Source organism: Micromonospora sp. NPDC048909 (assembly GCF_040649635.1).
GTDB lineage: Bacteria > Actinomycetota > Actinomycetes > Mycobacteriales > Micromonosporaceae > Micromonospora.
Genome location: NZ_JBEZFU010000003.1, coordinates 78,660 through 97,522 on the forward strand (window position 1 = coordinate 78,660; position 18,863 = coordinate 97,522).

General features: G+C 74.5%; 18 protein-coding genes and 1 pseudogene. 13 read left to right on the top strand and 6 right to left on the bottom strand.

Annotation, left to right across the window (positions count from 1 at the left end):
- Nucleotides 1–31 precede the first annotated feature (31 nt).
- From AB0C04_RS09700 to ung, 5 genes are all read left to right on the top strand, one after another.
- Complete coding sequence (locus AB0C04_RS09700) at nucleotides 32–1,501, top strand: NAD(P)H-hydrate dehydratase (protein ID WP_357050944.1); 1,470 nt, start codon at nucleotides 32–34, stop codon at nucleotides 1,499–1,501.
- A gap of 89 nt (nucleotides 1,502–1,590) precedes the next feature.
- Nucleotides 1,591–2,709, top strand: a complete 1,119-nt coding sequence (gene alr / locus AB0C04_RS09705; protein ID WP_357050947.1) for an alanine racemase — start codon at nucleotides 1,591–1,593, stop codon at nucleotides 2,707–2,709.
- A 114-nt stretch (nucleotides 2,710–2,823) separates the two neighbouring features.
- Nucleotides 2,824–3,912, top strand: coding sequence for an alpha/beta hydrolase (locus AB0C04_RS09710; RefSeq protein WP_357050950.1), 1,089 nt, complete (start codon nucleotides 2,824–2,826; stop codon nucleotides 3,910–3,912).
- On the top strand, nucleotides 3,909–4,391 hold the full coding sequence (tsaE, locus tag AB0C04_RS09715; RefSeq protein WP_357050953.1) for a tRNA (adenosine(37)-N6)-threonylcarbamoyltransferase complex ATPase subunit type 1 TsaE: 483 nt from the start codon (nucleotides 3,909–3,911) through the stop codon (nucleotides 4,389–4,391). Before AB0C04_RS09710 ends, tsaE begins: the two co-directional genes overlap by 4 nt.
- Before the next feature lie 73 nt (nucleotides 4,392–4,464).
- The gene (ung, locus tag AB0C04_RS09720; RefSeq protein ID WP_357050956.1) at nucleotides 4,465–5,163 is read left to right on the top strand and encodes a uracil-DNA glycosylase; all 699 of its coding nucleotides are present in this window, start codon (nucleotides 4,465–4,467) and stop codon (nucleotides 5,161–5,163) included.
- Nucleotides 5,164–5,167: 4 nt separating this feature from the next.
- Here ung and AB0C04_RS09725 read toward each other — a convergent pair whose 3' ends face one another.
- Entirely contained in the window at nucleotides 5,168–5,893 is a 726-nt protein-coding gene (locus AB0C04_RS09725) for a helix-turn-helix transcriptional regulator (protein ID WP_357050959.1), read from the bottom strand.
- 248 nt (nucleotides 5,894–6,141) lie between these two features.
- Here AB0C04_RS09725 and tsaB point away from each other — a divergent pair, with 248 nt between their 5' ends.
- The 6 genes from tsaB to AB0C04_RS09755 are packed head-to-tail and all read left to right on the top strand — an operon-like array spanning nucleotide 6,142 to nucleotide 12,176.
- Nucleotides 6,142–6,819 carry a tRNA (adenosine(37)-N6)-threonylcarbamoyltransferase complex dimerization subunit type 1 TsaB gene (gene tsaB, locus AB0C04_RS09730; RefSeq protein WP_350871325.1) on the top strand — a complete coding sequence of 226 codons (678 nt, stop codon included), beginning with the start codon at nucleotides 6,142–6,144 and terminating at the stop codon, nucleotides 6,817–6,819.
- Nucleotides 6,816–7,268 carry a ribosomal protein S18-alanine N-acetyltransferase gene (gene rimI / locus AB0C04_RS09735; RefSeq protein WP_357050963.1) on the top strand — a complete coding sequence of 151 codons (453 nt, stop codon included), beginning with the start codon at nucleotides 6,816–6,818 and terminating at the stop codon, nucleotides 7,266–7,268. The genes tsaB and rimI overlap by 4 nt, the downstream gene beginning before the upstream one ends.
- Nucleotides 7,269–7,272: 4 nt before the next feature.
- A complete protein-coding gene (gene tsaD, locus AB0C04_RS09740; RefSeq protein WP_357050966.1) occupies nucleotides 7,273–8,319 on the top strand; it encodes a tRNA (adenosine(37)-N6)-threonylcarbamoyltransferase complex transferase subunit TsaD in 1,047 nt (348 codons plus the stop codon).
- Between the two features lie 14 nt (nucleotides 8,320–8,333).
- On the top strand, nucleotides 8,334–8,588 hold the full coding sequence (locus AB0C04_RS09745) for a hypothetical protein (RefSeq protein ID WP_357050969.1): 255 nt from the start codon (nucleotides 8,334–8,336) through the stop codon (nucleotides 8,586–8,588).
- A 58-nt stretch (nucleotides 8,589–8,646) separates the two neighbouring features.
- Nucleotides 8,647–10,347 carry an ABC transporter ATP-binding protein gene (locus AB0C04_RS09750; RefSeq protein WP_357050972.1) on the top strand — a complete coding sequence of 567 codons (1,701 nt, stop codon included), beginning with the start codon at nucleotides 8,647–8,649 and terminating at the stop codon, nucleotides 10,345–10,347.
- A complete protein-coding gene (locus AB0C04_RS09755) occupies nucleotides 10,347–12,176 on the top strand; it encodes an ABC transporter ATP-binding protein (RefSeq protein ID WP_357050975.1) in 1,830 nt (609 codons plus the stop codon). Before AB0C04_RS09750 ends, AB0C04_RS09755 begins: the two co-directional genes overlap by 1 nt.
- A 91-nt stretch (nucleotides 12,177–12,267) precedes the next feature.
- Here the strand turns inward: AB0C04_RS09755 and AB0C04_RS09760 are convergent, their stop codons facing one another.
- Entirely contained in the window at nucleotides 12,268–13,008 is a 741-nt protein-coding gene (locus AB0C04_RS09760; protein WP_357050978.1) for a DUF4142 domain-containing protein, read from the bottom strand.
- A gap of 173 nt (nucleotides 13,009–13,181) precedes the next feature.
- On the opposite strand from AB0C04_RS09760, the gene AB0C04_RS09765 reads away from it, so the two are divergent.
- Nucleotides 13,182–13,844: a winged helix-turn-helix domain-containing protein gene (locus AB0C04_RS09765; RefSeq protein WP_357050981.1), complete on the top strand. Its 663-nt coding sequence runs from the start codon at nucleotides 13,182–13,184 to the stop codon at nucleotides 13,842–13,844.
- A pseudogene (locus tag AB0C04_RS09770) lies at nucleotides 13,841–15,007 on the top strand (MFS transporter); the annotation flags it as partial. The gene AB0C04_RS09765 and the pseudogene AB0C04_RS09770, both read left to right, overlap by 4 nt.
- A gap of 42 nt (nucleotides 15,008–15,049) precedes the next feature.
- Here AB0C04_RS09770 and AB0C04_RS09775 read toward each other — a convergent pair.
- From AB0C04_RS09775 to AB0C04_RS09790, 4 genes are all read right to left on the bottom strand, one after another.
- The gene (locus AB0C04_RS09775; RefSeq protein ID WP_357050984.1) at nucleotides 15,050–15,346 is read right to left on the bottom strand and encodes a DUF1707 domain-containing protein; all 297 of its coding nucleotides are present in this window, start codon (nucleotides 15,344–15,346) and stop codon (nucleotides 15,050–15,052) included.
- A gap of 128 nt (nucleotides 15,347–15,474) precedes the next feature.
- Nucleotides 15,475–16,656: an ROK family protein gene (locus AB0C04_RS09780; protein WP_357050987.1), complete on the bottom strand. Its 1,182-nt coding sequence runs from the start codon at nucleotides 16,654–16,656 to the stop codon at nucleotides 15,475–15,477.
- Nucleotides 16,657–16,680: 24 nt separating this feature from the next.
- The gene (locus AB0C04_RS09785) at nucleotides 16,681–17,940 is read right to left on the bottom strand and encodes an ABC transporter permease (protein WP_357050989.1); all 1,260 of its coding nucleotides are present in this window, start codon (nucleotides 17,938–17,940) and stop codon (nucleotides 16,681–16,683) included.
- Nucleotides 17,937–18,764 (bottom strand): ATP-binding cassette domain-containing protein, encoded by an 828-nt coding sequence (locus AB0C04_RS09790; RefSeq protein WP_357050992.1) that lies wholly within the window; start codon nucleotides 18,762–18,764, stop codon nucleotides 17,937–17,939. Before AB0C04_RS09790 ends, AB0C04_RS09785 begins: the two co-directional genes overlap by 4 nt.
- Nucleotides 18,765–18,863: the final 99 nt, after the last annotated feature.

Genomic DNA, 18,863 nt, shown 5'->3' on the forward strand with positions numbered 1-18,863 from the left:
ACGCCCGCGAGTGGAGACGGGGGCCGACGGCATGAGACCGGTGTGGCGGGTGGCGGACGTACGCGCGGCGGAGGCCGGCCTGATGGCCACCCTCCCGCCCGGGACGCTGATGCAACGCGCGGCCGGCGGGCTGGCGCGCCGCTGCGCGCTGCTGCTCGCCGACCGGGGCGGGGTGTACGGCTCCCGGGTGCTGCTGCTGGTCGGCTCCGGCGACAACGGCGGCGACGCCCTCTTCGCCGGCGCGCAACTGGCCCGGCGGGGCGCGGCCGTGTCGGCCCTGCTGGTCACCCCGGGGCGGGCGCACGCGGAAGGGCTGGCCGCGCTGCGGGCCGCCGGCGGACGGGTGGTCGACCGGCCGCCGGCCGTAGTCGACCTCCTGCTGGACGGGATCGTCGGGATTGGTGGCACCGGTGGGCTGCGGGAGACCGCGGAGCAGTTGGCGGCCAGCCTGGTCCGGCACCGCGGTCGGGACGGCGAACGGGCCACGGTGGTGGCGGTTGACGTGCCGAGCGGGGTCGCGGTGGACACCGGCCACGTGCCGGTGACCGCCGCCGGCCGGCCGAGCGCGGTCCGGGCCGACGTGACGGTGACCTTCGGGGCCTTGAAGCCGGCGCTGGTGGTGGGCCCCGCCGCGCCGCTGGCCGGCCAGGTCGAGCTGGTCGACATCGGGCTGGAGCCGTGGCTGCGCGGCAGTCCGGCGCTGCGGGTCACCGAGTGGTCCGACGTCGTCGACTGGTGGCCGACCCTGGGCCCGGCCTCGGAGAAGTACAGCCGGGGGGTGGTCGGGGTGGCCACCGGCTCGGCGACCTACCCGGGCGCGGCGGTGCTCTCCGTCGGCGGTGCGCTGGCCGGGCCGACCGGGATGGTCCGCTACGCCGGCGGCGCCCGGGCCGAGGTGGTGCACCAGCACCCGTCGGTGATCGCCACCAGCCGGGTCGCCGACGCCGGCCGGGTGCAGGCGTGGGTCTGCGGCTCGGGGCTGGGCACCGGCGACGACGCGGCGAGCGAGCTGCGTGCGGTGCTCGCCGCGCCGGTGCCGGTGGTGCTCGACGCGGACGCGCTCACCCTGCTGGTCGACGGCTCGCTCGCCGAGCAGCTGCGCCGTCGGGACGCGCCGATCGTGGTCACCCCGCACGACCGGGAGTTCACCCGGCTCAGCGGGGAGGAGCCGGGTGCGGACCGGGTCTCCGCCGCGTTGCGGCTCGCCGCCTGGATGAACGCGGTGGTGCTGCTCAAGGGTGACCGCACGGTGATCGGCACCCCGAACGGCCAGGCGTACGTCAACCCGACCGGCACCTCGGCGCTGGCCACCGGGGGCACCGGGGACGTGCTGGCCGGGCTGCTCGGCGCACTGCTCGCCGGCGGGGTGCCGGCGGCGAAGGCGGCCGCCGCGGCGGCGTACCTGCACGGGCTGGCCGGCCGGGAGGCGGCCCGGGGCGGACCGGTGACCGCGCCCGACGTGGCGACCGCGCTGCGTCCGGTCGTCGCCCGGCTGGGCTGACCGTCCCGCCGACGGCCCCGGCGACCGGTTCCGCGCGGTCGCCGTGCGTCGACCGGCGGGGTGATCACGGCGGAAAGTAGGCTGGGGACATGTGGCAGGCCGAGGTGCGCGTTGATCTCGACGCGATCCGTGAGAACGTGAGCCGACTCCGGTCCGGCACCACCGCCGAGCTGATGGCGGTGGTGAAGGCGGACGGGTACGGCCACGGCATGATCCCGGCCGCCCGCGCCGCGCTCGACGGCGGCGCGGACTGGCTCGGCGTCTGCACCCTCGACGAGGCGCTCACGCTGCGCCGGGCCGGGATCACCGTCCCGGTGCTGGCCTGGCTGCTCGCCCCCGGGCTGCCGCTGCACGAGGGGGTCACCGCCGGGGTCGACCTGGCCGCCGCCAGCCTGCCCCAGCTGGACGAGATGCTCGACGCGAGCCGTCGGGCCGAGCGCCCCGCCCGGCTGCACCTCAAGATCGACACCGGCCTCTCCCGCGGCGGGGCCACCGTCGCGGACTGGCCGGCCCTGCTCGACGCGGCCGCGAAGGCGCAGGCCGACGGCCTCATCGAGGTGGTCGGGGTGTGGAGCCACTTCGTCTACGCCGACATGCCCGGGCATCCGACCACCGACCGGCAGCTGGCTGTCTTCCACGAGGGGCTGGCCATGGTCGAGCAGGCCGGGCTGCGCCCGCGCTACCGGCACCTGGCCAACTCGGCGGCCACCCTGACCCGGCCGGACACCCACTTCGACCTGGTCCGGCCCGGGCTGGCCGTCTACGGGCTCTCGCCGATCGCCGGGGAGACCTTCGGGCTGCGCCCCGCGATGACCGCCCGGGCCCGGGTGATGCTCACCAAGCGGGTACCGGCCGGCACCGGCGTCTCGTACGGGCACACCTACACCACCGACCGCGAGTCGAACCTCGCGGTGGTGCCGCTCGGCTACGCCGACGGGGTGCCCCGGCACGCCTCCAACAGCGGACCGGTGCAGCTCGGCGGCGCCCGGCGGGTCATCTCCGGCCGGGTCTGCATGGACCAGTTCGTGCTGGACTGCGGCGACGACCCGGTGGCCGCCGGCGACGTGGCGACGCTCTTCGGCAGCGGCGCGGACGGTGAGCCGACGGCCGACGACTGGGCCGACGCGGTGGGCACCATCAACTACGAGATCGTCACCCGGTTCGGCGGCACCCGGGTGCCGCGGGTCTACGACGGCGAGCGCCCGTGAGCGCGAGGAGTGAGCCGGTTTTGCGAGCCCCGCAGTCGCGAGCCAAGGTAGCCCCGTGAGCGCGAGGAGTGAGCCGGTTTTGCGAGCCCCGCAGTCGCGAGCCAAGGTAGCCCCGTGAGTCGGTACCGCATTCCCCGCCCGCGGACGGCCACCGGCCGGGTCGCCGGGGTGGTCGGCGCCGCGGTGGGCGTGGCCGCCGCCGGGCTCGCCGCCGGCGTCGCCACCGAGCGGGCCCTGGTCCGCAAGCTCAAGGCCGACCCGTCCGATCCCTGCGCGCTCGAGCCCTTCGACCAGCTGCGGTACGACGAGGCGTTCCGGCTGGAGCTGCCGGACGGCACGGACATCCACGTCGAGGTGGTCGAGCCGACCCGCCCGGTGCCCGGCAACCCGACGGTCGTGCTGGTGCACGGCTTCTGCCTGGACATGGGGACGTTCCACTTCCAGCGCCGGATGCTCACCGAGCGGGGCGAGCACCGGGTGGTCGCCTACGACCAGCCCGGGCACGGCCGCTCCGGTCGGCTGGAGACCGGGGAGTACGACCTCGCCGCGCTGGGCCACACCCTGCGCCGGGTGATCGACCGGACCGCCCCCGAGGGACCGCTGGTGCTTGTCGGCCACTCGATGGGTGGGATGACCATCATGGCCTTCGCCGAACTGTTCCCGGAGATGTTCGGCGACCGGGTGGTCGGCACCGTGCTGATGGCCACCTCGGGCGGGCTGCTCGCCGAGACGAAGCTGGTGGCGCCGGCGCTGCTCGGCCGGGTCGGCGGGCCGGTGCTGTTCATGATGAGCAACGCCACCCGGTACGGCGGCACGGTCATCGACAAGGCCCGCAAGTCGACGTCGAACGTGGCCTGGCTGCTGACCCGGAAGTACGGCTTCGGAACCCGCAAGCCCAGCCCGGCCCTGGTGTCGTACGTGGAGACGATGAACTCGCGCACGTCCGCGGACACGGTCACCCGTTACCTGCGGACGCTGGCGACGCACTCCCGGTATCCCGCGCTGGCCGCGCTCGCCGACACACCGGTGCTCGTGGTGGTCGGCGACAAGGACATGATCACCCCGGTGACCCACTCCGAGGAGATCGTCCGGCGGCTGCCGCACGCCGAGTTCGTCAAGATCTCCGATAGTGGGCACGTGGTCATGCTGGAACACGCGGTCGAGGTCAACGCCGCGTTGGCGAGTTTCCTGGAGGGGCTGTGAGTCAGGTCGTGAAGCTGCCGACCCTGGCCGACACGCACGAGTTCGGCCATCGCCTCGCCGGCGTGCTGCGCGCCGGCGACCTGGTCCTGCTGACCGGGCCGCTGGGTGCCGGCAAGACCGCGCTGACCCAGGGCATCGGTGCGGGGCTCGGCGTGCTCGGCGACATCACGTCGCCGACCTTCGTGATCGCCCGGGTGCACCGGCCGGACCGGGCCCGGGGCGGGCGGGTGGCGCTGGTGCACGCCGACGCGTACCGGCTGGGCGAGGCCGCCGACCCGCGGGCCGAGATCGACGACCTGGACCTGGACGCCTCGGTGGACGAGTCGGTGACCGTGGTCGAGTGGGGCGAGGGCATGGTCGAGCAGTTGGTCGACGCCCATCTGCGGGTCCGCATCGACCGCCGCGACGACGACACCCGGATCGTCGAGCTGGACCCGGTCGGCGGCGACTGGGCCCAGCGCCTGGCCGCCCTGCGCTGACCGGAGCCCGGGCCGCCGGCACGCTGTCGGAGCGGGCTGGTAGGAAGGGCCGACCGACTGCGAAAGGTTGCCGATGCCCGACATACCCGCCCTGGATCTGCTCGCGCTACTGCCGGAGGAGTGGCGGGCCGCCCTCACCCCGCACCTCGATCCGGCCCGCACCGCGGCCTTGGCCGAGTTCGTCGCCCGGGAATACGCCACCGGGACCGTCTTCCCGCCCCTGGCGGACCTCTTCTCCGCCTACCGGCTCTGCTCGCCGCAGGCGTGCCGGGTGCTGATCCTCGGGCAGGACCCCTACCACCGGGCCGGGCAGGCGCACGGGCTCAGCTTCAGCGTCCGCGAGGGGGTGAGCGTCCCGCCGTCGTTGCGCAACGTCTTCAAGGAGCTCGGCGAGGACCTCGGGGTGCCGAAGCCGCGCAGCGGCAACCTCGACGGCTGGGCGGCCCAGGGTGTGCTGCTGCTCAACTCGGTGCTGACCGTTCGCCAGGCCACCCCCGGCTCGCACGCCAACTCCGGCTGGGAGGAGTTCACCGACGCCACCATCCGGGCGCTCGACGCGTCGCCGGGCCGGGTGGTCTTCCTGCTCTGGGGCGGCTACGCCCGCAAGAAGGCGGCGCTGGTGACCAACCCGCAGCACGTGGTGCTGGAGGCGGGTCACCCGAGCCCGATGAACCCGCGCGGCTTCCTCGGCAGCCGGCCGTTCAGCGCGGCCAACAAGGCTCTCGCCGACGCCGGCCTGCCCACCATCGACTGGGAGAAGTCAGCCGGCTGACCGCTCACCCCGCCGCGGCTGCCGGGTCCGCCCCACCGCCCGCGGCGGCACGTTCGCGGTGGACCCGCAGCAGCCCCGCCACGCGCGGGTTGGCCACCTCCAGCGCGACCAGCGGCACCACCGGATAGCTCCGCTCGCCGTGCCGCACCTCGACGGCGTCGGGCAGCTCGTCGCACATGCTCGCCCGGATCTCGCCGTGGCGGGTCTGCCAGCGGTGCTCGCCCTGCTCCTCGGGCTCCAGGTGCACGCCGCCGAACTCGCCCCACCGGGCGTTCCAGCGCTGCCCGTAGGCGGCCTCGAGCCACCGGGTGAAGCGGGCCGAGTCGCGCCAGCGGATCGCGACCTCCACCGCGTCGACCGGGAGTGGGGCGCCCTGGAGCAGCGCGGCGGTGCCGCCCGCGATCACGTACGGCAGGTCACCGAGGTTGTCCAGCAGCCGGTGCAGGCCCAGCTCGTCGATCCGGTCGGCCAGTGGGCGCGCGGCCAGCTCGGCCAGCGTGGCGTCCAGGTGCGCGTCGAGCGGCTCGACCGCCACGGTGAGCTGCACGTCCATCGCGGCGAGCAGCCGCTCCAGCAGCGGCAGGCCCGCCGCCCGGTCGCCGCGTTCGATCCGGGCCACGGTGGCCTGGCTGACGCCGGCCAGGCTCGCCAGCTCACGCTGGCTGAGCTCGCGCGACTCGCGCTGCCGCCGGACGGTACGGCCGAGGAGGTGGACGAGGCGGGTTGGCATCCCGGCATGGTCGGGCATGTCGCGGTGAGCGCGATACCGCAGAGGCATATTGATGACTCAGCGGTATCACGCTCGCCGGGACAGGCGGGGGGAGCAGCCCGCCCGTCGGCACCGCCCGGAACGGTCGTCGGGCTGGCGCTCGGTGCGGGCCGGCCGCGGTCGTCGAGCCGACGCTCGGTGCTTCCCGGGTGTCGGTGGGGGCGGGGCGTCACCGGGCGTGACGGCGGGGGCGGCTAGGCTGGCTTACCGTGCTCGTACTCGTGGTGGACAGCTCGACCCCTGCGGTGACCGCGGCGCTGGTGGAGGTTTCGGCGGACGGTGTGACGTCCCGGGCGCACCGGTGCACGGTCGATGCCCGGGCGCACGGCGAACTGCTCGCGCCCCAGGTCGACGCGGTCCTGGCCGACGCCGACGCCCGCCCGGGCGACCTGGGCGCCATCGTCGCCGGGCTCGGCCCGGGGCCCTTCACCGGGCTGCGGGTGGGCCTGGTCACCGCCGCCACCATGGGTCAGGTGCTCGGCATCCCCACGTACGGCGTCTGCTCGCTGGACGGCATCGGCCACCCGGCGGCGGCCGGCGAGCCGGTGCTGGCCGCCAGCGACGCCCGCCGCAAGGAGCTCTACTGGGCCGTCTACGACGGCGCCGGCCAGCGGATCGTCGGGCCCGAGGTGTCCACGCCGGCGGTGGCCGCCGCGCGCGCCCGCGAGCTGGCGGCGACCGTCGCGGTCGGCGACGGGGCGCACCGCTACGCCGAGGCGCTGGGCCTGCCGGTCCGGGTCGAGCCGCGCTACCCGGACGCCACCGTGCTGGCGCTGCTCGCCGGCGAGCGGATCCGGGCCGGCGCGCCCAGCGAGCGACTCACCCCGCTCTACCTGCGGCGTCCGGACGCGGTGGCGACGATCGCGCGCAAGCCGGTGCTGCCGTGAGCGCGGTCCGCCTGAAGCGGTTCCGGTGGTGGCACATCGACGACGTGCTCCCGATCGAGGCGGACCTCTTCGGCGCCGAGCAGTGGTCGCCGGCGATGTTCTGGAACGAGCTGGCCAACGGGCACCACTACCGGGTCGCCGTCGACGCCGACGGCGCGGTGCTCGGCTACGCCGGGCTCGCCGGTGCCCCGCCGAACGAGGTGTGGGTGCAGAACATCGCGGTCCGCCGCGACGTCCAGCGGCGTGGCGTCGGCCGGGTCCTGCTGGAAGAGCTGCTCGCCGAGGCCACCCGGCGCGGCGCGCGCAGCACTCTGCTTGAGGTCGCCGTGGACAACGCCGCCGCCCAGCGGCTCTACGCCACGTACGGGTTCGAGCCGATCGGGGTGCGGCGCGGCTACTACCAACCGAGCAACACCGACGCGCTGGTCATGCAGCGGGACGAGGACTGATCCCATGGCCGACGAACCGCTCATCCTCGGCATCGAGACCTCGTGCGACGAGACCGGTGTCGGCATCGTCCGCGGGCACACCCTGCTCGCCGACGCGCTCGCCTCCAGCGTCGAGGAGCACGCCCGATTCGGCGGCGTGGTGCCCGAGGTGGCCAGCCGGGCCCACCTGGAGGCGATCGTGCCGACCATGGACCGGGCGCTCGCCGAGGCCGGCGTCACCCTCGCCGACATCGACGCCATCGCGGTCACCTCCGGCCCCGGTCTGGCCGGCGCGCTGCTGGTCGGGGTGGCCGCCGCCAAGGGGTACGCGCTCGCCGCCGAGAAGCCGGTCTACGGGGTGAACCACCTGGCCGCGCACGTGGCGGTGGACACCCTGGAGCACGGTCCGCTGCCCGAGCCGGCGATCGCGCTGCTCGTCTCCGGCGGGCACTCGTCGCTGCTGCTCGTCGACGACCTGGCCCGCGGCGTCACCCCGCTCGGCGCCACCATCGACGACGCCGCCGGTGAGGCCTTCGACAAGGTCGCCCGGCTGCTCGGGCTGCCGTTCCCGGGCGGCCCGCCGATCGACCGCGAGGCGCGGGCCGGTGACCCGGCGGCCATCGGCTTCCCGCGCGGGCTGACCGCCGCCAAGGACCTCGCCGCGCACCGGTACGACTTCTCGTTCTCCGGTCTGAAGACCGCGGTGGCCCGCTGGGTGGAGGCCCGGCAACGGGCCGGCGAACCGGTGCCGGTCGCGGACGTGGCCGCGTCCTTCCAGGAGGCGGTCTGCGACGTGCTGGTCAGGAAGGCGCTGGACGCCTGCCGCAGCAACGGGATCGAGACGCTGGTCATCGGCGGGGGAGTGGCGGCGAACTCGCGGCTGCGGGCGATGGCCGAGCAGCGCGCCGAGAAGCACGGCATCCGGGTCCGGGTGCCCCGCCCCAAGCTCTGCACCGACAACGGGGCGATGGTGGCCGCGCTCGGTTCGCACCTGGTCGCCGCCGGCGTCGCACCGAGCCGGCTGGACCTGCCGGCGGACTCGGCACTGCCGCTCACCACGGTCAGCGTGTGACGGGGGCGGCCGACATGATCGTCAGGATGTGGGAGGTGCGCGCGGAGTCGTACGCCGTCGCTGACCTGATCACCTGGGTCTGCGACACCGCGCTGCCCGACTTCGAGCACGACCCGATGCACGTGTCCAGTGAGGTCTACTCCTCCACCGACCACCGGGTCGTGGTCATCTCGAAATGGCGCAACAGCCCGCGGCCGCTGCCCGACCCGCCCGCCCTGCTGGTCGCCCGGCCGCCCCACTCGTGGGACTTCACGCAGGTCGACCGCTGATCAGAGGGCGGTAATTGGTTCGCGCCGCCGCCCGCCGGCCGCCTAACGTCGAAGGGCCATGCGCTTCTCACCGGCCGGGGAACCCGGCGTACCCGATTCCCGGTCGGCGACCCGCTACCTGATCTGGCTGGCCGCCCGGCACAAGCTGCTCTTCAGCGCCGGGCTGCTGCTCGGTGTCACCTGGATGGTGGCCCAGGCGCTGATGCCGGCCGCCGTCGGGCGGGCCGTGGACGGGCTCAGCCGCCGGGACTCCGACGCGCTGGTCACCTGGGGTCTGGTGCTCCTCGGCCTGGGCGTGCTCCAGGCCGTCGCCGGGATCCTGCGCCACCAGTGCGCGGTGCGGAACTGGCTGGCCGCCGCCTATCGGACGGTGCAGCTCACCGTGGAGACCGCGAACCGGCTCGGTGCGGCCCTGCCCCGCCGGGTCGCCACCGGCGAGGTGGTGAGCATCGGCACGTCGGACATCGAACAGATCGGCCACGCGATCGACATCACCGCCCGGGGCACCGGCGCGCTGGTCGCCATCGCGACCGTCGCGGTGATCCTGCTGGACGCCTCGATGCCGCTCGGCCTGGTCGTGGTCCTGGGCGTACCGGTGCTGATGGCGGTGGTCGGGCTGCTGATCCGGCCGCTGCACAGGCAGCAGCACGCGTACCGCGACGCGGAGGGGGCACTGACCACGCGGGCCGGCGACATCGTCTCCGGGCTGCGGGTGCTGCGGGGCGTCGGCGGCGAACCGGTGCTGTCGGCCCGCTATCGCGACGAGTCGCAGGCGCTACGTACGCACGGCGTCCGGGTGGCCCGGGTCCAGGCGCTGCTGGAGGCGGCGCAGGTGCTGCTGCCCGGCGCGTTCCTGGTGCTGGTCACCTGGCTCGGTGCCCGGTTCGCGCTGGCCGGCCAGATCAGCGCGGGGCAGCTCGTCGCCTTCTACGGCTACACGGCGTTCCTGGTCAGCCCGCTGCGGCAGCTCACCGAGGCGGTGGACAAGCTGACCCGGGGGCACGTGGCGGCACGGCGGGTGGTCCGGCTGCTCCAGCTCACCCCGGAGCTGGCCGACCCGGCCCGCTCGGCGACCGTGCCGGGCGGCCCGGGCGAGCTGGTTGACGTCGAGTCCGGGGTGCGGGTGCCGCCGGGCCGGTTCACCGCGCTCGCCGCCACCGCGCCCGAGGACGCCGTCGCGATCGTCGACCGGCTCGGCCGGTACAACGACTCGGACGCGTCGCTGCACGGCGTACCGCTGCGGGAGCTGGCGCTGGCGACGGTGCGGGAGCGGATCCTGGTGGCCGACAACGACGCGCGGCTCTTCACCGGGCAGCTCCGCACGGAGCTGGACCCGCACGGGGCGGCCGACGACGCGGCGCTCGACGCGGCGCTGCGGGCGGCCAGCGCCACCGATATCGTCGACGCGCTGCCGGACGGGCTGGACAGCCTCGTCGCCGAGCGTGGCCGGGAGTTCTCCGGCGGGCAGCAGCAGCGGCTGCGGCTGGCCCGGGCGCTGGTCGCCGACCCGGAGACCCTGCTGCTCGTCGAGCCCACCAGCGCGGTCGACGCGCACACCGAGGCCCGGATCGCGGCGCGGCTCGGCTCCGCCCGGGACGGCCGCACCACCCTGGTCTGCACCACCAGCCCGCTGCTTCTCGGGCACGCCGACCACGTGATCTTCGTGGAGGACGGCAAGGTGGTCGCCGAGGGCAGCCACGCCGACCTGCAGGACACCGAGCCGCGCTACCGGAGCACGGTCAGCCGAGGGGAGGACTGATGGCCGTCGCGCTGCCGGTCGCCGACGCGGCGCAGGTGCGCCGCTACGCGCGTACGCTGATCCGCCGCCATCCGCGCGCCCTCGCCGCCGCGCTCGGCCTGCACGCGTTGGGCGCGGCGGCCGGCCTGGTCGCCCCGCGCCTGCTCGGCGACCTGGTCGAGGGCATCTCCCGGGGCACGTCCCGGGTGACGGTGGACCGGATCGCCCTGCTGATCGCCGGCTTCGTGCTGGTGCAGGCGGTGCTGGTGCGGTTCGCCCACCTGGCGTCGGCGCGGCTCGGTGAGCGGGTGCTCGCCGAGCTGCGCGAGGAGTTCGTCGACCGGGTGCTCGCCCTGCCGTTGGCCACTGTGGAGCGGGCCGGCACCGGCGACCTGCTCACCCGCACCTCCCGGGACGTCTCGGCCCTGTCCCGGACGGTCCGCCTCGCGGTGCCCGAGACGCTGATCGCGATCGTCACCGCCGGCTTCATCATCGGCGCGTTGCTACTGGTCGGCCCGCTGCTCGCGGTGCCCTGCCTGATCGCGGTGCCGGTGCTCTGGGCCGGCACCCGCTGGTACCTGCGCCGGGCGCCCGCCGGATACCTGCGGGAGAACGCGGCCTACTCGGACATCACCGACGGGATCAGCGAGGCCGTCGAGGGGTCGCGGACCACCGAGGCGCTGCGCCAGCAGGCGCGCCGCCGGGCCCGCACCGACGCCGACATCCGCCGGTCGTACGCGGCCGAGCGCTACACGCTCTATCTGCGGACCATCTTCTTCCCGGTGGCCGAGATCGGCTACGTGGTGCCGGTGGTGGCGACCCTGATCATCGGTGGCTGGTTCTATCTGAAGGGCTGGGTGAGCCTCGGCCAGGTCACGGCCGCCACGCTCTACGTGCAGCAGCTCGTCGACCCGGTGGACCGGTTGCTCTCCTGGCTGGACGAGTTGCAGGTCGGCGGCGCCTCGATGGCCCGCCTCCTCGGCGTGGCCGAACCCGGCACCGCCGCCGCACCGGCTCGCGCATCCGCCCCGCCGGCTGCCGCTCCCGACCCGCTGGCTGCCGCCGGTGCCGTTGTCGTTGCTGGCGGCGGATCGGGCGACCGGGAGCGGCAGTTGGTCGCCCGGGACGTCCGCTACGCCTACCGGGCGGGTCGGGACGTGCTGCACGGGGTGACCCTGGCGCCCGAGCCGGGGGAGAAGCTGGCCATGGTCGGCCCGTCGGGCGCCGGCAAGTCGACGCTCGGCCGGCTGCTCGCCGGGGTGCACGCGCCGGGCAGCGGCTCGGTCACCGTGGCCGGTCGCCGGCTCGACACGCTGCCCCTGGCCGAGCTGCGTTCGCACGTCGCCCTGGTCACCCAGGAACACCACGTCTTCATCGGTACGCTCCGCGAGAACGTCGCCATGGTCCGGCCCGCCGCGACCGAGGCGGACGTCCGGGCGGCGCTGGCCGCGGTGGCGGCCCTGGACTGGGCGGACGCGCTGCCGAACGGGCTGGACACGATGGTCGGCTCCGGCGGACACCCGCTCAGCCCGGCGCAGGCCCAGCAGCTCGCGCTGGCCCGGCTGGTGCTGGCCGACCCGCACACCCTGGTGCTGGACGAGGCCACCTCGCTGATCGACCCGCGTGCCGCCCGGGCGCTGGAGCGGTCCCTCGCGGCCGTGCTCGAAGGGCGGACGGTGATCGCCATCGCGCACCGGCTCTTCTCGGCTCACGACGCGGACCGGGTGGCGGTGGTCGAGGACGGCCGGATCACCGAGCTGGGCTCGCACGACGAGCTGGTCGCGGCCGACGGCTCCTACGCCGCCCTCTGGCACTCCTGGCACGGCCCGACCCCCACCCCTTCGGGGTGATCAAGAGACCCGCGTCAGATGACGGGCTCGATCCGACGCGGATCTCTTGATCACCGGAGGATTCCGGGCGGGGAGAAGGGCCAGGGTGGGGTCAGGTGCGGCGCAGGAGGCGGTAGGTGGCCAGGCCGCCGGTGCCGAGGGCGGCGAGGAAGACCAGCCAGACCACCGTGCTGCTGACCCCGACTCCGGGGCCGGTGTTCGCGGAGGCGGCCGCGAGCAGCCCGTCCTTGCCGGGCGCGGGGAGGGCCGCCGGCGGCAGCTCGGGCCAGCGGACCAGGCCGGTGCTCTCCAACATCTGCATGTGGTGCAGCACGAACCGGTTGGCGTCGTCGCAGAGCTTGCGCACGGTGGCGTCCCGGGTGCTGGCCCGGACCGCGCCGATCACCGGGAAGATCTTGCCGTGGGCGACCCGGAGCCGGGTGACGAAGATCTGGTCGAACCGGGCGCCGGAGGCGTTCTGCATCTCCGACAGCCAGCCCTTCTGCTCGGCGGTCGGCTCGGTGGGGATGCTCGCGCCCAGCTTGTTGGCCGCGTCGACCACGAGCTGGTCCAGCTCCTGGTGCTCGCCGGCGATGCCCGCCCCGATCTCCCGGACCTTGGCGGACTGGCCCTTCTCGGCGGCCATCTGGCCGGCGGGCATCTCCCAGAGCCCGGCCAACCGCACCCCGTTGAGCAGCGTCATGTCGGCGGCGTTGAGCTGTTGCCCGCCGGCCGGCGCGGCGACGGCCACGCCGGGCAGCACACCGAGGCCGGCCACGATCGCGACGAGCAGCACCGCCGCGCGGTGAACCCGATGTCCCGACCGGCGACGGGCGGATCTGAGCGGTGCCATGTCTGCGGTGCCTCCTCGGTCCGGACCGAACACGTTGACCGGGCGGCCACCCCGCGGGCCGCCCGTCCGCCCACTGGTACGGACTGCTCGCCCGATCAGTTCATCGGGACGCCGCGTTTCTGGTCCCGTCGACGGTCTTGCAAAGGTTTCTTTGCACAGATAGCTTTGCAAGCGTGCCCGCCGACGAGATCCGCCCCGATCCGACCGCCCTGCGCGGCCTCGCCCACCCGCTGCGGGTGCGCCTGCTCGACCTGCTGCGCGAGCACGGCCCGGCGACCGCCACCGGCCTCGCGACCCGGCTCGGCCAGTCCACCGGGGCCACCAGCTACCACCTGCGTCAACTCGCCCGCTACGGGTTCGTGGTCGACGAGCCCGGGCGGGCGGTGGGCCGGGAGCGCTGGTGGCGCGCCGCACACCGGAACACCGTGCTGGACGGCGTGGTCGGGCACGCCGCACCGGCCGCGGCCGAGACCTATCTGCGCGCCGTCGCCGCGATGTACGCCGACCGGATCGACCGGTGGCTCGGCGAGCTGCCCGCCCTGCCCAGCCAGTGGTCCGGCGCGCCGACGCTGAGCGACTGGCGGCTCCGGCTGACCCCCGCCGAGGCGACCGAGCTGCACGGCCGGATCGGTGCCCTGCTCGACGCGTACCGGCGGGACGAGCCGGGGGTCGGCGCCCCACCCGACGCGGCGACGGTGGTGGTGCAGGCGCAGCTGATGCCGTTCCTCGGCGTACCACCGGCGGCGGAGACCGACGACCCGCCGGCGGAGGAGCCGCTCCGACCCGCGCCGGCCGACGACGCGGGGGCGGTGGGCGGGCCCGAGGGGCGGCGATGAGCGGCCGCCGCCCGTTGGTCGGGCTGCTCACCGCCGAGCTCGTCTCGTTGCTCGGCTCCCGGATGAGCATGGTGGCGCTGCCCTGGTTCACCCTGGTCACCACGGGCAGCGCCGGCCGTACCGGGCTGGTGGCGTTCGTCGAGATGCTGCCGTACGTGCTGGCCTGCGGCCTGGGCGGCCCGCTGCTGGACCGGGTCGGTGCGCGCCGGGCGAGCATCGTCGCCGACCTGGCCAGTGGGCTGGCGTTGGCCGCCGTGCCGCTGCTGCACGTGCTGGACCGGCTCGACTTCGGCACGCTGCTGCTGCTGATCGGCGCGGTCGGGCTGCTCCGCGGCTTCGGGGACACCGCCAAGCGGGTGCTCTTCCCGGACACGGTGGCCGGCTCCGGCATGGACCTGACCCGCGCCACCGCCCTGCACGACGGGCTGGGCCGGCTGGCCACCCTGCTCGGCGCCGCGCTGGCCGGCGTGCTGATCGCCACCCTCGACGCCGCGCTGGTGCTGGCGCTGGACGCGGCGAGCTTCCTGGCCGCCGCCGCGCTGGTGACGGCCACCGTCCGCCCCCGACCCCCGGCCGCGACCCGGCGGCCCGCGCCGACCGGTTATCTGCGCTCGCTCGCGGCTGGGCTGCGCTACCTGCGCCAGGACCGGCTGATGGGCGCGATCACCCTGCTGCTCTTCGCCACCAACCTGGCCGACGCCGCGTACTTCTCGGTGCTGGCGCCGGTGTGGGCCCGCGAGGCGACCGGGGGGCCGGCGGCGCTGGGCGTGCTCTCCGGGGTGTTCGCGGTCGGCGCGGTGCTCGGCAACGTGGTCTTCACCGCGTTGGCGCCGCGGGTGCCCCGCTTCGCCGCGTTCGCGGTCGGCCTGCTGCTCGCCGGTGCGCCGCGCTTCCTGGTCCTGGCGGTCACCGACCGGCTCTGGGCGGTCTACCTGGTCTCCTTCGTGGCCGGTCTGGCGATCGCCGCGGTCAACCCGATCCTCGGCGCGGTGGTCTACGAGCGGGTGCCGGAGCCGTTGCGGGCCCGGGTCCTCGGCCCGGCGCACGCCATCTCCTGGGCGGGTATTCCGCTCGGCGGGCTGCTCGCCGGTCAGGCGGCCGGTCAGGCCGGGCTGCCGATCGCCTGCCTGCTCTTCGGCACCGCCTACCTGCTGGTGACTCTGATTCCGTTCACCGGCCGGACCTGGCGGCAGCTGGACCGCCGGTCAGCGGCTGACGGCCATGAACACGAAGAGCAGAAGCAGGGTGAGCGCGGCGACCGCGAAGAGGATCAGCAATTCCCGGCGGCCCTGCCCGGTGGCCGGGCCGGTGGCGGGCGCGCCGGCCGGGCCGGGTAGGTCGCGGGTCAGCGCGGCGAGGTCGTTGAGCGTCCGAGCGGTCCAGACCGCGCCCACCCGCTCGGAGAACTCGTCGAGGGTGAGCCGTCCGGCGGCGGTGTGCCCCTGAAGCTCGGTCACGACCCGATGCCGGTCGTCGTCGGAGGCGCGCAGCTCGACGTCCACGACGGACAGGGTACGCAGCGCAGCGCCCCGGCGGGCTCCGCCGGTCGGCCGGACACACGTCGAGGGGTCCGGAGGTCGCCCGGTGAGCGGCGAAGCCCTGGCCGATCGCCCGCTTGCTGCGGGGTCGCTCAGCCGACGTCGAGCGGATCGGCGAGGAGGCGCTCGAAGGCCAGCTCGGCGGCGCCGATCAGGGCGGCGTCGTCACCGAGCTTCGGGGTACGCAGCCGGACGTGCTCCAGGCAGGCGGGCAGCGCGTTGGCGTTGAGCCGGCTGCGCATCTGGGCCGCCGCGGCGAGGTAGAGATCCCGCATGGTGCCGCCGAAGATGACCATCTCCGGGTTGAAGATGTTGACCAGGTTGGCCACGCCGAAGCCGAGCCAGTCGCCGGCCTGGCGTACCGCCGCGGTGGCCCGGGCGTCTCCGCGGTCCGCGGCGTCGAAGAGGGCCAGCAGCGACTCGCGGCCCCGGGCGTCCGAGCGGCCGGCGTTGCGGAGCAGCCCGTGCTCGCCGATCTCGGTCTCCCAGCAGCCCCGGGAGCCGCATTCGCAGGGCTCGCCGCCCCGGACCACCTTCATGTGGCCGACCTCGCCGCCGTACCCGCCGTGCCCGGTCAACCGGCGCCCACCGGCGATGATGCCGGCACCGACGCCGACGTCCCCGTACAGGTAGATGACGTTGTCGCAGCCGGCGGCGGCCCCGCGGGCGTACTCGGCGAAGGCGGCCACGTCGGCCACGTTGCCCACCGTGACCGGTGCGTCGATGCCCAGTTCGGCGCCGAGCGCCGCGCCGACCGGTTCGTCCACCCAGCCGGTGGTCGGGGCGAGCCGGACCAGGCCGTCGTCCCGGCGGACCATGCCGCAGACCGCCACCCCGGTGCCCACGCAGATCGACCCGGCTGGCACCGACTGCTGCATCTCCTTGGCCGCGCCGGCCAGCAGCGGCGCGGCGTCCGTGGCGACCAGGCCCCGGGGCCGGTCCAGCTCCCGGCGGTCGAGCACCGCGCCACCGAGGCCGACCCGCGCGGCCCGCAGCCGGTCCACCTCGATGCTGTACGCGTACGCGTAGATCCGGGCCGACTCGGGCCGGACGACCAGTGAGGGTCGCCCGGCCCGGCCGGTCTCCTTCGGCGTCCCCTCGCTGACCAACCCGGCGCCGGCCAGGTCGGCGGTCAGCGCGCCAATGGTGCTGCGGTTCAATCCGAGTGCGGTGGTCAGCTCCGCCCGGGTGGTGGCCCCGTGCACGTGCACGTGACGCAGCAGCGCACCGAGATTCTGTCGACGGATATCGTCCTGACTCGGTCCCACGCGCATGGTGTTGTTCCGGTGCTGCGGCGGTCAGCGGGCGCCGGTCGTCACCGACCGGCGGCGGGAGAAGGCGTCCACGGTCGCGGCAAGGAGCAGCACGACACCGGTGAGGACGTACTTCACGCCGGAGCTGTACCCCATCAGACCCATGCCGTTGTCGATGACGGCGATCACCGCGCCACCGAGCACCGCGTCGAGGACCCGGCCCTTGCCGCCGAAGAGGCTGGTGCCACCGATGACCGCCGCGCCCACCGCGTAGAGCAGGACGCTGCTGCCGCCGGTGTTCGGGTCCACCGAGTTGGCCCGGCTGGCCGCCACGATGCCGCCGACCGCCGCCATCGTGGAGCAGATCACGAAGACCGAGATGCGGATCCGGTCGACGTTGATGCCGGCCCGGCGGGCCGCCTCCTTGTTGCCGCCGACCGCGTAGACGTGCCGGCCGTAGCTGGTGCGCTGGAGCACGAAGGTCCAGACGACCAGCAGCAGCGCGATGATCGGCACCACGATCGGCACGCCCTTGAGCGACGTGATCAGGACGTTGCGGCTGCGCTCCAGGTTGAGGATGAAGACGGCCAGTCCGAGGATCAGGGCCAGGCCACCGATCCGGGCGAGCACCACCGCGAGCGGGTCGGTGAGCAGCCCTCGGGCCGCCCGGTTGCGGTGCCGGAGCAACTGCACGGCGGCGTAGCCGACGACCGCTACGAGGACGAGAATCCAGCCGAGCAGCGGGGGAAGGTTGCGGTTCGAGATGGCCACCAGCGTCTCGTCGCGGACGGAGATGTTGCTGCCCTCCTTCATGAGCATCAGCGCGATGCCCTGGAAGGCGAGGAAGCCGGCGAGGGTGACCACGAAGGACGGGATGCCGATCTTGGCGACCAGGAAGCCGAGGGTGGCGCCGATGACCACGCCGGTGCAGATCGCGGCGAGCGCCGCCACGTACCAGGGGTAGCCGAGCACGGTCACCACGTTGGCCAGCACGGCCGCGCAGACGCCGCTGGCGTAGCCGGCGGAGAGGTCGATCTCGCCGAGCAGCAGGACGAAGACCAGCCCCATCGCGATCAGCGTGATCGCCGCCCCCTGGGTGAAGAGGTTGGCGAAGTTGCCCGCGGTGAGGAACGACGGCCGCGCGATCGAGAAGACCGTGCAGAGCACGAGCAGCCCGAGCACGGCCGGCAGCGCGCCGATGTCGCCGCCGCGTACCCGGCTCCAGTAGTTGCGCGCGTGGCCGCCGACGGTCGGCGCCGGTGTGACGGCCGCCGGCCCTTCCTGCTGCACGACGGTCGTGGTCATCGGGTGCCTCCTGTGCTCGATTCGGCCCGCTGCGCGCCGTTGCCGTTGCCGCCCGCGGAGGCCGGATCCGTGGCGAGACCGAGGTTGCCGGAGCGGCCGGCGGTGATCAGCTCGACCACCTGCGAATGGGTGATGTCGGTGGTCTTGACCTGGGCGACCATCTGGCCGAGGTAGAGCGCGGCGATCCGGTCGGAGACGGCGAAGACGTCGTTCATGTTGTGCGAGATGAGCACGACGGCCAGGCCGTTGTCGGCGAGCCGGCGGACCAGTTCGAGGACCTGCGCGGTCTGCGCCACGCCGAGCGCGGCGGTCGGCTCGTCCAGGATGACGAGCCGGCTGTTCCAGAGGACCGCCTTGGCGATCGCCACCGTCTGGCGCTGGCCGCCGGAGAGGCTGGAGACGTGCTGCCGCAGCGACTTCACGGTACGCACGGAGAGGCCGGCCAGCGTCTCCGCGGCCATCTGTTCCATGGTCGGCTCGTCGAGGACGATGCCGCTGCGCTTCTCCCGGCCGAGGAACATGTTCTGCACGATGTCGAGGTTGTCGCAGAGCGCGAGGTCCTGGTAGACGACCTCGATGCCGAGCGCGGCCGCGTCCCGTGGGCTGTTGATGCTCACCGGCTGGCCGTCGAAGAGGAACTCGCCGGCGTCGGTCGGGTAGATGCCGCTGATGCACTTGACCAGGGTCGATTTGCCGGCGCCGTTGTCGCCGACCAGCGCGGTCACCTCGCCCGGATGTGCGGTGAGGGCGACGTCGCGGAGGACCTGGACGGGACCGAAGCTCTTGTCGATCCCGCGTAGCTCCAGCAGTGGTGTTGCTGACACGGGGTGTCTCCTTTGGATGGAGGGGAGATCTCGGAGCCCGTCCGGCGAGTGCCGCCCGGCACGGGAGGGGTAACTCCCGTGCCGGGCGGCGGGCTGCGC